Annotated in this window: 14 protein-coding genes; 2 read left to right on the plus strand and 12 right to left on the minus strand. The window is 44.2% G+C overall.

All coding sequences use genetic code 11. The annotated features are described in order from the left end of the window. Positions 1-118 precede the first annotated feature (118 nt). The 12 genes from QUB08_RS08160 to QUB08_RS08210 form a co-directional block, all read right to left on the minus strand. Positions 119-1,093 carry a hypothetical protein gene (locus QUB08_RS08160; protein WP_333224261.1) on the minus strand — a complete coding sequence of 325 codons (975 nt, stop codon included), beginning with the start codon at positions 1,091-1,093 and terminating at the stop codon, positions 119-121. Positions 1,094-1,291: 198 nt separating this feature from the next. After that, a complete protein-coding gene (locus tag QUB08_RS08165; RefSeq protein ID WP_015211780.1) occupies positions 1,292-1,486 on the minus strand; it encodes a heavy-metal-associated domain-containing protein in 195 nt (64 codons plus the stop codon). 549 nt (positions 1,487-2,035) lie between these two features. After that, positions 2,036-2,449, minus strand: coding sequence for a heavy metal-responsive transcriptional regulator (locus QUB08_RS08170; RefSeq protein WP_333176524.1), 414 nt, complete (start codon positions 2,447-2,449; stop codon positions 2,036-2,038). A gap of 178 nt (positions 2,450-2,627) precedes the next feature. Beyond that, positions 2,628-3,605 carry a cupredoxin domain-containing protein gene (locus tag QUB08_RS08175; RefSeq protein ID WP_333224262.1) on the minus strand — a complete coding sequence of 326 codons (978 nt, stop codon included), beginning with the start codon at positions 3,603-3,605 and terminating at the stop codon, positions 2,628-2,630. 259 nt (positions 3,606-3,864) lie between these two features. Further along, on the minus strand, positions 3,865-6,123 hold the full coding sequence (locus QUB08_RS08180; RefSeq protein WP_333224263.1) for a heavy metal translocating P-type ATPase: 2,259 nt from the start codon (positions 6,121-6,123) through the stop codon (positions 3,865-3,867). A gap of 45 nt (positions 6,124-6,168) precedes the next feature. After that, positions 6,169-6,369 carry a heavy-metal-associated domain-containing protein gene (locus QUB08_RS08185; protein ID WP_333176530.1) on the minus strand — a complete coding sequence of 67 codons (201 nt, stop codon included), beginning with the start codon at positions 6,367-6,369 and terminating at the stop codon, positions 6,169-6,171. 649 nt (positions 6,370-7,018) lie between these two features. Then, the gene (locus QUB08_RS08190; RefSeq protein WP_333176533.1) at positions 7,019-7,939 is read right to left on the minus strand and encodes a vitamin K epoxide reductase family protein; all 921 of its coding nucleotides are present in this window, start codon (positions 7,937-7,939) and stop codon (positions 7,019-7,021) included. Positions 7,940-8,009: 70 nt separating this feature from the next. Next, entirely contained in the window at positions 8,010-9,992 is a 1,983-nt protein-coding gene (locus tag QUB08_RS08195; protein WP_333176535.1) for a heavy metal translocating P-type ATPase, read from the minus strand. A 360-nt stretch (positions 9,993-10,352) separates the two neighbouring features. After that, on the minus strand, positions 10,353-10,454 hold the full coding sequence (locus QUB08_RS32130) for a transposase (RefSeq protein ID WP_445242792.1): 102 nt from the start codon (positions 10,452-10,454) through the stop codon (positions 10,353-10,355). Positions 10,455-10,667: 213 nt separating this feature from the next. Then, positions 10,668-11,258, minus strand: a complete 591-nt coding sequence (locus QUB08_RS08200; protein WP_333224264.1) for a cation transporter — start codon at positions 11,256-11,258, stop codon at positions 10,668-10,670. A gap of 44 nt (positions 11,259-11,302) precedes the next feature. Further along, complete coding sequence (locus QUB08_RS08205; protein ID WP_333176542.1) at positions 11,303-11,647, minus strand: metalloregulator ArsR/SmtB family transcription factor; 345 nt, start codon at positions 11,645-11,647, stop codon at positions 11,303-11,305. Between the two features lie 265 nt (positions 11,648-11,912). After that, positions 11,913-12,035 (minus strand): hypothetical protein, encoded by a 123-nt coding sequence (locus QUB08_RS08210; protein ID WP_333176545.1) that lies wholly within the window; start codon positions 12,033-12,035, stop codon positions 11,913-11,915. A 345-nt stretch (positions 12,036-12,380) separates the two neighbouring features. Between QUB08_RS08210 and QUB08_RS08215 the strand changes: the two genes are divergently transcribed. Next, positions 12,381-13,097, plus strand: a complete 717-nt coding sequence (locus tag QUB08_RS08215) for a DUF305 domain-containing protein (RefSeq protein WP_333224265.1) — start codon at positions 12,381-12,383, stop codon at positions 13,095-13,097. A gap of 142 nt (positions 13,098-13,239) precedes the next feature. Then, complete coding sequence (locus QUB08_RS08220) at positions 13,240-15,120, plus strand: efflux RND transporter periplasmic adaptor subunit (RefSeq protein ID WP_333224266.1); 1,881 nt, start codon at positions 13,240-13,242, stop codon at positions 15,118-15,120. Positions 15,121-15,129 lie beyond the last annotated feature (9 nt).

Below are 15,129 nucleotides of genomic sequence, written 5' to 3' on the forward strand. Positions count from 1 at the left end.
TTGGCAAGGAGTTTTGCTATCAGCCACCAGTAGTTAGCTGATAGCAAAATGTTGAGAAATCAAGCATTTGAAACAAAAATCTGTTTCTCTGCTTCAGAAACAAAAAATGCGAGTATAACTATTCCACGTTTACCCAAAAATCAGCCGTGACAATTTGACCATTACGATTGAACTGCCCCCAAAGCTTATATTTTCCTGGGTGGGGGAAACTGGTCATAAAGTGAACCTCTCCTGCTGGAGTATCTTTCAAGGCATGAGCATGAATATAGTCGGCTTTTGTCAACGGTGATGACTGCTTGAGGATAACTAAGTGTCCTCTTTCCCCTAAATAGGGCTGTAAATCCTTCAGCGGTTGGTTGCTACTAGCATCTTGCAAATTGAAAATTAAGTTAACTCCTTGTCCTGCTTTTATTTGACGTTGAGAAAACGTGAGGTTAGCCTTAGTATTTCCCAAAGTTTTGGTGGTAGCCATGTCAACTTTCGATCGAGCTAAAGCTTGACCAGGAACTTGCATTTTTAAGACAGAAACTTGTTCTGCATTTTTTGCTGGTTTGTAATCACTGAACAGCGTGTAACTACCTGAGCCGGGAAAATCAGTTTGAACTTCAAAGCGTCCATTTCCTTTATAGGTGGGGTGAATATGATTGAAATATTGGAGATTATCGCTAACGACAATCAGGTGCATTAATTGTTCTTGGAATTTATCAAAATCAGCAATAGACTTTCCCTCTTTGTTTTGGACTTCAATTACCAAAGGTACGGGAGTTTTGGGCGCGATATTGGAGGGAACTGTCAGCTTAGCGATAGCATTCGCAGGTTCGGCATCTGAATATCCCGAATGACCACCATCATGATGTTGTTCTCCCGCGTCATGGGTTTTGGAATCTTCCATATTATGACCCTCATGAGGATTTTTATTAGCTCCTGATGTCTGGACATTATCCATTACATGACCCTCGTGAGAACTTGTATTTGCCACTTGTGAGGCAGAAGAAGTTGATGTTTCGCCAGATTTCGTGCTTGAGGGTGAGAAGCAACCTTGAGCTAGGATGAGAGTTGAAGTGATAGCAATTGCAGTTAAAAATGGCTTCATTGTTTTCTCCAGTTAGTAAACTTGAGGTTGTCGATTTATCAGGGGTTCAGACTTTGCTGTTCTCGTTTGGAGTTTTTAGTTAAGGGCATTCTTGTAAATGAATCCTCTAAACTACTGACAAACTCCACCGTTAAGATGAATATTTAGGATTGGCGGCTAGCCAAAAGCTAACCGCTGGCAGGAAAAAAACTAAAAGGTTTACACGGATGGATAGCCAGCCGCAGCTATTGCTTCTTTGATTGCTGTTTCGGAGGCTTGAGTTTCTATGCTGACAAGTTTGGTTTTTGGATTGGCTTGAACCGAGGCAGTAGAATCAAGTGTTTGAATAACTTTGGTGATAGCATTCACGCAAGCAGAACAAGCCAGTTTAGGAACAGTTAGTTGCAGTACCATAGCCTTGAATTTCTAATCGATGGTGATTGATGGGTGAACTTTGTTGAGTAAATCAATCGTGAACTTACTCAACCTAATAACAGCTTAAATTCTCTATTCGACTGGAGAGTCAAGGGGGTAGCGAAAAAATATTGACAAATTTTTCCAGAATAAATCGACATATAAGTAGGTAGGCGGGAAAAATTATCTTTATGTAACGAAAAGCTTAGTGTGGTGATTGGATTTAAATTTAACACGTTGGGTACGGTAGTTTTTTCTTTCTCCTCTATCTAACTTCTACTCCCTGAATTACGGCGTAGGCAAGCTCTAGCTCATTGTCAAATATTTGCCCTGCTAATTCATCTTTTTTAATGTGTTGCAACTCTAATATTTAGGCAGGCAGAAAATATATAAACCCTGATTTTTTCTTGACCATAACTGTTGGACTTGCCTTAATCAGTGTATGGGGCCGTTGTCTTGAGGGATATTATTTTTTGATAAAAAACCAGTGTGTCAACTTCTATAACCTCCGTTGACACACCGATCGAAACAATTAAGTTATAGAAGAATTTACTTTTTTTGAATCAGAGGACAAATGATGGAATCAACTTTTTCTAGTAAGGTGGGCGAACCTGAAAGTAATCCTTCCAACTCTAGTTTGAGGATAAATAGTTGCTGAATTTGTAGATCGATAGCGAGCAGTTTATCTTGCAACTGGACTTTGATGTGTTCACAAGGCAACTCTCCCCCATCGTGAACCGTCAATAATTCTTGAATCTCGGCTAAAGTTAATCCCAAAGTTTGGGCGCGTTTAATAAAGCTTAGCCGAGTCAAAATATCAGAATTAAATAATCTATATTTCCCCTCGGTTCTGCCTGATGCCTTGATTAAACCGAGTTCTTCATAGTAGCGAATGGTTTTGATCGGTACGCCACTTTCCTTCGCAACTAAACCAATGAGTTTTTGCTTTTCTTGAACTAACATACTCATTTCCTCTACTGAATCCAACTCTAAGCTTATGATAAACTATCCAGTGGGATGGAGAGTCAAGAGGGGCTAGACATTTTTTTGAATGACTGAGTGGCGATCGCCTGAATGTCCCAACTTTGGGTAGCAGTAGGCGTTTGGACAAACCATTCGAGCGATCGCACTTGGTTGATGGTCAGTTATTTAAGGCTTGAGCAGCCATTTCATCCGGGTCAGAGACGTTAGCGGCTTGCACTTCTATGGTACCGCGAAACATATTCATGCCACAACTAAAAGTGTGGTTTCCTACATCTTCGGGAGTGAATTCAATGGTTGTTACTTGATTCAAAGACAAATCGGTAGCAATGCCAAAATCGGGAATCAGCACTTTCGCTAAACAACCACTAGAAGTTTCACGTAAAAAGTGGAGTTGAACGGGTTTACCTGCTTTAACTACCAGATGATTGGGCGTGTAGCCTTTGTTAACAATGATAGTCACTTTCTGGATGCCCTGGTCAACAGTTGGATTGATTTCCATAGCTTCAGCGTCAATTATTGTTTTAGGCTGATGTGTTGACATGGATGAATTGAACGGGGATTCTGTTAGTGTTTGAGGATCCTCGAACCCCGTTGATTCAAGTTTTTGGTTTTCGGCGGCGATAATTTCGCCTCGAAACATATTCATGCCACAGCTAAAGACATAACTGCCAGCTTTTTTTGGTGTGAATTCAACAGAGGTTACTTGATTCAGATGCAAATCTGCTGCAATATGAAAATCTGGAATTAAGACTTGTTCCAAACAACTGCTAGGATCTTGGCGGTGAAAGTTAAGACGCACGGGTTGTCCAGCTTGCACAACAATGCGGCTGGGTTCATAGCCACCATCAACGGTGACGGTTACTTCTTGAATTCCTCCACTGGCTGTAACTGCTTTCTGAGATTTGGGTTTGCTAAGGAGAAACCACCAAAGTTCTAAACTAATTAATCCGATTCCAGCCAAAGTAACTAAAATCTTGTTACTTAAGGGTTGTTCAATGCGATGAAACTGACTTTTTTGCTGTGTTTGAGTTGGGTGTGTTTCATGGGTATTTTGCGCTATTCCTTCACCAGATAACATTCCTAGTACAACCACGAGACTAGCAATAGTACCGATAATTGTTGTTTTGCCGAGCATTGGAAAACCTCCTAAAAAATACACAAGATTATGGGAGTAAGAGCGGCTTTTGAACAAAGGTATTTAGTGAATTTCCTTCGTGATTGACTAAACCCGCGCTATCGTTCGATGTTTCATTCATCAGAGTGCAAAAATAGGCTACGTTAACACTCCAAAAATTGAACCGGAAATTACCCCAAGCAGAAATCCAAATCTTGCTAATGTTCCTAGAAATATAAGTTGCTTGTTCATGATTATTCCTTCTTAAGCAAGAATCAAATTAGCCAACCTTTTTGGGTCGAAAGTTACGGAGCCGCAACGCATTTGTTACTACAGAAACGGAACTAAATGCCATTGCTGCCCCGGCAATAATTGGATTGAGGAGCCATCCAAAAATCGGGAAAAGAATTCCGGCGGCGATGGGAATGCCTGCCATATTGTAGACAAAGGCAAAAAACAGATTTTGTTTGATGTTTTGGATCGTAGCGCGCGACAGTTGGATGGCAGTAACAATGCCTTGTAAGTCACCAGAAATTAGAGTGATATCGCTAGCTGCGATCGCGACATCTGTTCCTGTGCCAATTGCCATGCCTACGTCAGCTTGAGCAAGTGCAGGTGCATCATTGATTCCATCCCCCACCATTGCGACAATTTTTCCCTCTGCCTGAAGATTTTCGATTTGAGCGACTTTTTGATCGGGACGAACTTCTGCAATAACTCGTTTGATGCCGACTTCCCGCGCTATGACTTCCGCCGTGCGACGGTTATCACCTGTTAGCATTACCACTTCTAATCCCATCTTTTGTAAAGTGCGAATTGCGACAACAGAAGATGGTTTCACTGCATCGGCAATGCCCATAATTCCTTCTACTTTGCCATTTACGGCAATCCAGATAACCGTCTTACCGAGATATTCCAATCGATCCCACGGTGGCTGCAAACTACTGGTATCAATTCCCAATTCGTTCATCCAACGATGAGTTCCAATTTGCACCCATTGATTGGATACATACCCTTGCACACCACTGCCTGCGTGAGCCTCAAACTCCCGTGAATCCTTCAACTCCACTCCTTGAAATTGGGCATATTGCACCACCGCTTCTGCCAGAGGATGTTCTGAATTCCGTTCGACGGATGCAGCGAGGCGCAGAAGTTTTAGCTCGTTACCATTGGCGGTACCATTAACCGTTATAAAGTCCGTTACAGTGGGTTTACCTTGCGTAATCGTACCTGTTTTGTCTAAAACAACAGTTTGCAGTTTGTGCGCCAGTTCTAAACTATCTGCACCTTTAATCAAAATTCCGTTTTCTGCCCCTTTACCTGTACCCACCATGATCGAGGTTGGTGTGGCTAAGCCAAGCGCACAGGGACAAGCAATAATCAGCACGCCCACGGTGGTAATCAATGCCATTGTGACGTTGCCCATGATGTTGTACCAGATGATGAAGGTAGCGATCGCAATGGCAATCACAACAGGGACAAACCATCCCGTAACGCGATCGGCTAATCGCTGAATCGGTGCCTTGGAGCCTTGCGCTTGCTGCACCAGTTTAACGATTTGCGCCAAAAACGTATCTTTACCCACTCGTGTGGCTCGGAATTTGAAGCTTCCAGTCTTGTTAATAGTCGCTCCAATCACTTCATCACCAGGCTGCTTTTTCACGGGTACACTTTCACCCGTTACCATTGCCTCATCAATCGTTGAGGAGCCATCAATAATCTCGCCATCCACGGGAATCTTTTCACCCGGACGAACTAGAATGACATCTTCCAACACTACCTCAGCGATGGGAATGTCCACCTCTCGTCCATTACGAATTACCCGCGCCGTTTTTGCCTGCAAACCCATAAGAGAACGAATTGCTTCTGAGGTTTGTCCCTTAGCGCGGTTTTCCAACAGTCGTCCTAGCAAGAGCAATGCAATAATTACAGATGCTGCTTCAAAGTACACATCTGGTTGAAGACCCTGACTGATAAACCACTGGGGAGAGAAGGTGGGAAATAGAGAATAGAGGTAAGCTGCCCCTGTCCCGATCGCTACTAGCGTATCCATTGTCGCCGTATGGCGCTTCAAGGCTTTCCAGGCATTGATGTAGAAAGACCTACCCGCCCAAAACAATACTGGAGTAGTGAGTACAAGTTGTAGCCAGGGATGGTGCAGCCACATGGGAATCAAGGGAATAGGCAATCCCGTCATCGCAGGCAGCGAGCCAATCACGATAACGGCGCTGATAATACCGCTAACCCACACCTTGCGGGTCAAGTCCTGATTTTCACTTTGCCGCGCCTGCCGTTCTGCATCATCTTCAGGGGCAAGTACATCATCTTGCATCGGCAGAGCAGAATATCCAGCCGCATCCACGGCATCCTGAATCGCTGCTACATCAGTTTGGCTGGGATTATATGTAACGCTGGCTTGTTCAGCTCCAAAGTTAACATTGCACGTCTCAACTCCTGGAACTGAGCGGATTGCCTCTTCGATGTTACTTGCACAAGAGGCACAACTCATGCCTCGCAGTTTCATAGTGGCGTTTTCCATACAAAACCTCCTTATTTTCATCCTTAATATGGGTCTGAGAAATCTTTAGTGACAGGTAACGGGATAACCGGCCGCTGTAATTGCCTCTGTAATGGCGGCTTCAGATGCTTGAGTTTGGATATTGACCAGTTTGGTTTTGGGATCTGCCTGAACATTTGCGGCGGCATCTACTGTCTTGATGGCTTTGGTAATGGTTTTGCCACAAGCTGAACACGCCATGTTAGGGACTTTTAGCTGTAGTGTCATGGTTGTATTTTTCCTTTCCTTTGAGGGGTTAATCCTATCTTGCAGTATCCAGTCCACTGGAGTGTCAAGGGGGAATGAAAAGAAATTTTTGAGAACCTCTAAAAAGGAGAAACCAACACCCTGGACACCACGCTCCGCTGTCTCTTGAATCCCTAGGGCGTGTTTTCAAAGTCGGTGTATCCTAGATTGGGGCGACGATGTTTAGTTTTAAAACTTGTTGTTTAAGTCCCGCTAGCATGAAAAAGCGATCGCCACTCTCGGATTACAGCGATCGCACAATATCAAGAGAATCCTTAGCCCTATACCTCTTCTTTTAACCCATCCTCCAACAGCATCCGCACTCTGGTTCACTTTCTTGCGCCCCGTCTTTTGTGCCAACATCGACAGTTTGCGACGATAGAAGCCCCAAAGTTGCTGCCAATCTCCAACGAATGCCCGAAAATCGTATTCGTCTCATCCGACTTTAGTTTCTCTCAGGAACAGAAACAATCAACACTTTCTGTTCCTGAGAAAGTAACAAACTATAATCGATCGCCCATTAGCTACAACCGCACGATTACCATAAATATAAAATTGTGTATTTTTCATACCTTAAACCGAGATGCGTGCGATCGACTATGATTAGGTCGATCGCCAAAAATCACTCTTGTCAACGTTCCTGATTTGAGAGATTTTTAAATTCGCGAGTTCCTTGATAGCCAGATAAATCAGCTAACTCCTGCAACGATTTTTGCCCTTGGTAAAACTTACCGTTAATTTCCCAAGTGGGAGTCGCTTGAATCTTCGCAGCTTCGCAAAGATCGCGCCGAGCATTTTTTCCTTGAGGATTGCACTCGATATAATTGATAATGCCAGCCGCTTCTTTGCCAAAACTTTCTTTCTGCGCTTGACAATGATCGCAGGTAAAAGAGCCGTACATTTTAGCTCCCACTATTTTTAAATGTTGCGCTAAAGCAATTTCGGAAGTACCGGAAGATGTTATAGTCTTCATGCTAGTCTCCTTAGCTGTACCGAGATTATTGACATCGGCATAAAGAGCCAGAGAGGAAATCAGCACTAACATAGACACCAGAATTCCTATAAAAAATAGTTGCCCAATATCATCCCATTCGCGACCGATTAATGCTAAGACAAACAAGCTAGTTGCAAACAAAGCAGAGGCAATACAGTAAATACAAGCTGCTTTGATATCAACAGCCAGTACATACATCAGATAGCCGCTGAAAATCGTCATAGCTGTGCTACCAGCAAACAGAAATAGTCCCGTCCAAGACTCTAACTTAGAGCGGAGACTCTTCTGTTCTACGGGATTAACAAGTAGGGGAGCTACGGCAAAAACTATCATGCTCAAATAGCCCAAAAAACCGAACAAAGAAAGAGGCAAACCAAAGACATAGGCATAGGGACTCGAAAGCACGATATCGCAGCCTTCGACCGGACAAACTGCCGTGCCGTTGGATAACTTGACCACTGTTAGATAAGCAGTGATCGCAGCCCCTATCGAGGCAATTCCTGCCGTGATGGGACGAGAATAGCGGTGAATCCAGGGCTGAGAACGTTGACGACGCATAGTATTTTTGACCTCAAAATGTATGTTTCAATTGTGGCGTAAGGTGGGCAATGCCCACCCTGCGAACACTCTATTTCAAAACTCTAGTCGCATTGAAAATAGCTGCTAAAGCCACCCCAACATCCGCAAAAACTGCCTCCCACATTGTAGCTAACCCAAAAGCACCGAAAGCAATAAATATGCCTTTGACTAACATGGCAAAAATGATATTTTGCCAAACAATATTGTGAGTCTTTCGGGCAATCTGAATAGCTTCAGCCACTTTGGACGGTGCATCTGCCATAATCACAACATCGGCAGTTTCGATCGCCGCATCCGAACCCAAACCCCCCATCGCTATGCCCACATCAGCTCTCGCAAGAACGGGTGCATCATTAATTCCGTCCCCCACAAAGACAATTTTATCGCCTTTTTTAGATTGATCGATCAGTTTTTCGATCGCCTCGACTTTTCCTTCGGGTAATAACTCGGCTAAATAGGAATCTAAACCGAGCTTTCTCGCAACACTATCGGCTACAGCTTGATTATCTCCTGTGAGCATCACGATTCGCTCAACACCTAATTTTTTGAGGTCGCGAATAGCCTGTACTGCGTCTTCCTTAAGCTCGTCAGCAATCAAAATATAGCCAGCGTAGCGGTTGTCTACCGCTAAATGCACGACAGTACCTTCAGCATTGCAGAGATCGTGAGGGATATTTTCTCGGTGCAGCAAACGGTCATTTCCCGCCAGCACAATTTGATTATTTAATTTGGCTCGAATGCCGTGTCCCGCTATTTCTTCGTAATCTTTCACATCCGATGAATCTATATTTCCGCCGTAAGCTTCCATAATAGATTTCGCGACTGGGTGATTTGATTGAGATTCTACTTTAGCCGCTATTGTCATCAACTCTGTTTGGGCAAAACCATTTCTAGGCACAATTTGTGCTACTTTAAAAACTCCTTTTGTCAAAGTTCCTGTTTTGTCCAAAACAACTGTCTTGACTGCTGTCAGGGTATCTAAAAAAGTCGAGCCTTTAACCAAAATACCGCGCTTGGCTGCACCGCCAATTCCCCCAAAGTATCCCAGAGGAATGCTAATCACCAATCCGCAAGGACAGGAAATAACTAACAAGACTAGGGCGCGGTAAACCCATAAAAATCTGTCTGCATTAGTTGCTCCTGAAATGAACAAAGGCGGAATTAAAGCTACTGCTAGCGATGCAAATACTACAAACGGCGTGTAGTAACTGGCAAATTTGGTGATGAATTTCTCAGTTTCAGCTTTTTTGCTTCTGGCATTTTCTACTAATTCCAGAATTCGGGAGATTGAAGATTCACCAAAGAGTTTGGTCACTTTGACGGTGAGAACTCCTGTCTGGTTAATTGTTCCTGCTAAAACTGTTTCTCCAGCTTTCACGGTTCGAGGTACTGATTCTCCAGTTAGTGCAGATGTGTCAATTTGAGAATTGCCGTCTATAATTTCACCGTCTAAGGGGATTTTTTCTCCGGGTTTGACGAGGATGATATCGCCGACGGCTACGGTTTCGGGCGAAACTTTTTTGATGTCGCCATTTTCCTTGAGGTTGGCGCTGTCTGGGCGAATTTCTAAAAGCGATCGGATCGATTGACGCGATCGCCCAACGGCAAATTCTTGAAAAAGTTCTCCGATTTTGAAAAACAACATCACCCCGACTGCTTCAGGGAGTTTGTGAATAGCTACAGCCCCGAGTGTTGCTATAGTCATTAAGAAGTTTTCATCAAAAAATCGACCTCGTAGAATGTTGTGACCCGCACTGGTTAAAACATTCCATCCGCTTAAAAGATAGGCTGGGATGAAAACCAGATATTCACCTACAGAATAGGGCGTGTTGTGCAGTTTTTCTTCAAAAATTAAACCGCCAACAAATAGGACAACAACCGATATCACAGGAATCAATTCTTGCTTCAGGTTGAAGTCTCCTTGACCGCGGTTGTGGCTGTGGTCATGGTTATGATTCTCATGACTGAGATCGGGGCGATCGTCGTGACTGCAACTACAGCAGCCGGAATCCGATGCTTTTGGCTTGTTCATGATGTCTCCTAGGTTGAAAGAAATAATTAACTTATGAACACATATTCATACTATATCTCCAAAGCTCAAAATTTGGGAAATTATTGAGTTAAAAGTTGGGCTGCTAGTTAGTTCTAGTTAGCGGTCACAAGTTGCGATCGAGAGTAAGAATTATTATCGTTTTGCTCAGGTTAAGTAAAAATTATTGACTCATATTATTTGCTTGCCTGCGTCACATCCCATTGCTTGGTTTACCATTGCTGCGTTTTTGATGCTTTGACTATCCACGATGGCTTCAGACCGACTCACCACTCGGTTGTGGCTAACTCTAACCTAGGCTCTAAGTCGGTCATTTAGCCTCAGCAAAATTCCGTCTTTACGCTAGGTGCAGAAGTAGCGATGCACGCTCTGCCAAGGTGGGGAATTTCCAAATAAGTCACGCCAAGTACAGCCTTGGGTTAACAGGTAAAATATCGCATTCAGGACATTTCACACCTCAACCTTAGGATGACGATCCCTAGATGTTACAGGTGAAATAAAAGGTTCAATCAACTCCCATTGTTCCAGGGTTAAGTTGCTGGAGTACATTTTACTCATAGCTATCTTCGGTACTGTTTCTATGTCTCGGCGATGAAAAAACTAAAACGAAGCGAGAAACGTTCAAATCGTTGCTGCAAAACCTGTTAAGCGATATTACTACAGCCGTTGTTGCTTCATTCTGTCGCGTTGTGCATCTCGAATAATACTGATTCCACCCCAAACGACTAGGCTTGCGATTCCAAATCCAACAATTAAATCGGGAAACCGAGAATTAAATAGAGTGACTAGGAAACCTGCGACGATCACACTAAAATTTGCAATTACATCATTCTGCGTAAATATCCAACTTGCCCGCATATGTACCTCACCCTTACGATGCTTTGAGAGAAGGTACAAACCATAACTGTTAGCAATCAGCGCCAAAAAAGCCATTGCCATCATCCAACCTGATTCCGGTGAACTTCCCCAAACAAACCGTCGAATCACATCGACGACAACCATCACGGCTAACGTGATCTGAAAAATACCACTTAGAGTCGCTGCACGATTCTTGTGATGCGCCGATTTGCCAACTGCATACAGCGACATCGTGTAAACTGAAGCATCTGCAAACATATCTAATGAGTCTGCAACTAAGGCAGTTGAATCCGCTAAAACTCCTGCCACAATTCCGACGACAAACATTGTGCCATTGATAAGTAACAGAATTCGCAACGTTTTACGCTCGGCTGCGTTCTTGGCTTCCATGTGACATCCACAGTCTGACATCGTGCCTCCTGTTTAGCTTGTTGTTATTCGTTCTCTGAGCAGTTGTAGCGGGTACATTCATAAACTCCTTTTGCTACATCAGCCAGTAACTCTTCGACCATTTCCAAAATCTCAGCAACTCGTGCATCGGCGAGTTGATAGCTCGTGTACCGTCCTTGCTGTACGGTGTTTACCAGACCGCAATCACGGAGACAGCCCAAGTGGTTTGAGGTGTTAGATTGCGATAGCCCGGTTGCTTCAACAATTTCACTCACGGTCATTGGACGCGATCGCAGCACGTCCAAAATCGCCAATCGTGATGGATCAGAAAACCCACGAAAGAGTTTTGCTTTCAAGCGAGTGGACTGGGATTGAGCAGAGACAATCATATGCTTAGTTCCAATACAAAGCTCTTTTGTATCATCATATCAGCAAATAATGATATGTCAACACCTGAAAGCTTATTTATACCCTTACATGAGCAGCGTCGCAGTTCCCACATCCGCTATTGCCCAAGCCGGAGCCTCGTTAATCCCATCTCCCAGCATCGCTACAATTTTCCCTGGTGCTTGCAGTGTTTAGATTTGAGCTGCTTTTGGGTCTAGTCCAACTTCAGCAAAAACGCGCTGGATACCAGCAGAAGGGGCCATCGACTCAACTCATGCCTTGGAGTTTGACTGTGAGGTGATCCATATATGCACTCTGAAATTGGGAATGGGTAATATTCTGCCTTCTGTCTTCAACTGCCAACAGATGCGATCGCTTCCCTAACTTCATTTTCCGGTTTCACAGTTTGAATTGTCACCAATTTCGTCTTGAGATCGGCTTAAACAACGGCGGCTGAGTCAACTGCTGGGACTTCTCTAGTCCACTGGAGAGTTAATGGGGGATTGCGAAATTAATCAGGAATTATGGAAAAAGTGGTTTGACACCCTACCCATAGGGGTAAGGGGCGCACTGTGCACCCTACATAATTAGGTTATGAGTCCTGTAAATCTTAACTTTGAGTGGGATCGACGGCACAGCAATAATTTTTTACAATTTCCAGTCGAAAATTTCATCCTAATTTCATTTATATGTGGAAAGCTGAAGATAAATAGTCGTTTTAAGCATATAAAATGTATGAAACCAATTTCATTAAAAACCGGCTTTGCAGGGCTGACATTGATCGCCACAGCCGCCTTAACCAGCGGAGTGCTTGCAGCTTGTTCAAAAGCTCCTACAAGCGAAACTCAAGCCCCAAATGTTACGGCTGCAACCGAAGTGAACAACAAGCCAGACGCGGCACAAGGTGGCATGGGTGGCATGAATCATGGCATGGATCACAATATGTCAATGGATTTAGGCCCGGCTGATGCCGAGTACGATTTGCGATTTATTGATGGCATGACACTGCACCATCAAGGTGCAGTAAACATGGCAAAAGAGGTACTAAATAAATCCAAACGCCCGGAAATGAAAAAAATAGCAAATGAGATGATTGCCGCTCAGAACCGCGAAATCAATCAAATGAAAGAGTGGCGAAAAGCTTGGTATGCCAAAGCCAGCAGTACGCCAATGGCTTATCACGCTCCAATGAGTCACACGATGGCAATGACTCCCGAACAAATGCAAAGCATGATGATGAGCATGGATTTAGGGGCCGCTGACGACCAATTTGACTTGCGATTTATCAATGCGATGATTCCCCACCACGAAGGAGCTTTAGTGATGGCCCAAGATGCTTTGAAGAAGTCGAAGCGGCCGGAAATAAACAAATTGTCCCAAGAGATTGTGACTTCGCAAAAGCAAGAAATCGAGCAAATGAAAGAGTGGCGGCAAGCTTGGTACAAACAGTAACACCATATTTCACCCGGATTTCATTTTTATCTGCAAAACTGATCTTTGAATTCAGATTCTCCCCTACTCAATCATGCAATACTACCGCCGTGTCCGCTCCCTAGCACCGATTGTTCACTTTTCGGGAATACTCCTGACTCTTTTGTTATTCATCGAGTCCACCCCCGCTTTTGCCCACGCTGGCCACGGAGATGAATTTAAGCATAGCGACGAAGCAACTGAAACTCCTACTGCTATTTCTGTCGATGCCGAAACAGCAAAACGATTAGGAATTAAAGTCTCCCCTGCCGCTCGCCAGCGACTAGATATTGGCATCAAAACCACAGGACAAATTGAAACTTTACCCAACGAAAAAGTAGAAGTGACGGCTCCTGTTGCTGGGAAAGTAGTAGAGTTGCTAGTTAAGCCTGGGGACAAAGTATCAAAAGGTCAACCGGTTGCGGTTTTATCGAGTTCAGAATTAGGACAATTGCGGGTTGAATCTCTCTCGAAACGTGCTGAAGCTGAGGCAGATTTGCAGCAAGCACAAGGAGATCTAAAACTAGCACGAGAAAATTACGATCGCCAACTTCAAATATCCGCAGCAGAAATCGCCCAAGCCAAAACCCAATTGACGGCGGTAACTAAGCAGTACCAGCAAGAACAAGAATTAGTAAACAAGCGTTCAGTTGTGCAAGCCGCTAAAGAAAACTATCAGCGCCAAGTTGAAATAGCGCAAGCCGAAATAGCGCGGGCAGAAACTGAACTGACTGTGGCAAAAGAACAGTTCGAGCGCGACAAAGAATTAGTGGCATCAGGAGCGATCGCGCGGCGCACAATGCTGGAATCGCAAGCGCACTTCGCCGAAGCACAAGCCACTGTTGCTAAGGCAAAAAGCCGTCCTGAAGTTATCCAAGCCCAAACCGAAATTAAACAAGCCGAAGTAGACCTCCCAATGCGGGAATTGCGGGAATCTCAAGGCATGGTTGCAGAAGCAAAAGCTCAACTTACCAGAGCTCAGAGCCGCCGGGAAGTCCTAGAAGCCGAGAACCAACTCAAACGCGGCAAAACTGCCGTCCAAGTTGCTCAGTCGCGCATTCGTTTGGCTGACGCACCCTATCAAGCGCGGCTCCAACAATTAGGAACGGTTGCCAACGATCGAGGACTCGTTACCGTAGTTGCTCCGATTTCGGGGACGGTAGCCGATCGCGAAATCACTCCAGGAGAGTCAGTAAACGCTGAAAAACCGTTGATGAGTCTGTTAAATGACAGCCGCGTTTTTGCCACAGCCAATATTTACGAAAAAGACCTGAATAAAGTAAAACAGGGTCAGGAAGTCAGGGTAAAAGTCGCTAATTTACCTGATCGCATTTTCAATGGAAAAATCGCCTTCATTGGGTCATCCGTCGAAGGAGAAACGCGGGTTGTGCCGGTGAAAGCAGAAGTTGATAATATTAACGGCGAATTAAAGCCCGGACTGTTTGCAGAATTGGAGATTTTAACAGACAAAACTGCAACAAATATTTTAGCAATTCCGAGTGCAGCAATAGTGGAGGTTAGCGGGAAAAAAACCGTTTACGTCCAAAATGGCAATGCTTATCAAGCTGTTGAAATTGAACCCGGTCAAACTGCTGGAGATTTAGTTGAAGTTAAAACCGGTTTATTCGAGGGAGATTTGATAGTAACGCAGCGAGCACCTCAACTTTACGCCCAATCTTTACGGGGCGGCAGCGATAAACACTCAGAAGACGAGGAAAAGAAAGAGGCAACTCCAAAGGTAACAGAGGTTAATTTTAATAATTTACCCGTGTCTTTATGGTGGGCGGGAATAGGGGGAGGAATTGCGATCGCATCCCTAACTTTCACAGCAGGCGTGTTGTTGGGAAATCGGCGCAAATTGCCAGCATTAGCAGCGGATTCAGGAAACCATGCCGCAAATAATGGTTTTTCCGCCTCTGCATCGGCGTTAGACACTGAACTGGTGTTACACAATGACAACCATCACGTTAAAACTCAAGAGGAAGAAGTCAAGAGTTTGAAGTAAACAATTGCG

It is taken from the genome of Microcoleus sp. BR0-C5 (genome assembly GCF_036705045.1).
Classification (GTDB): Bacteria; Cyanobacteriota; Cyanobacteriia; order Cyanobacteriales; family Microcoleaceae; genus Microcoleus.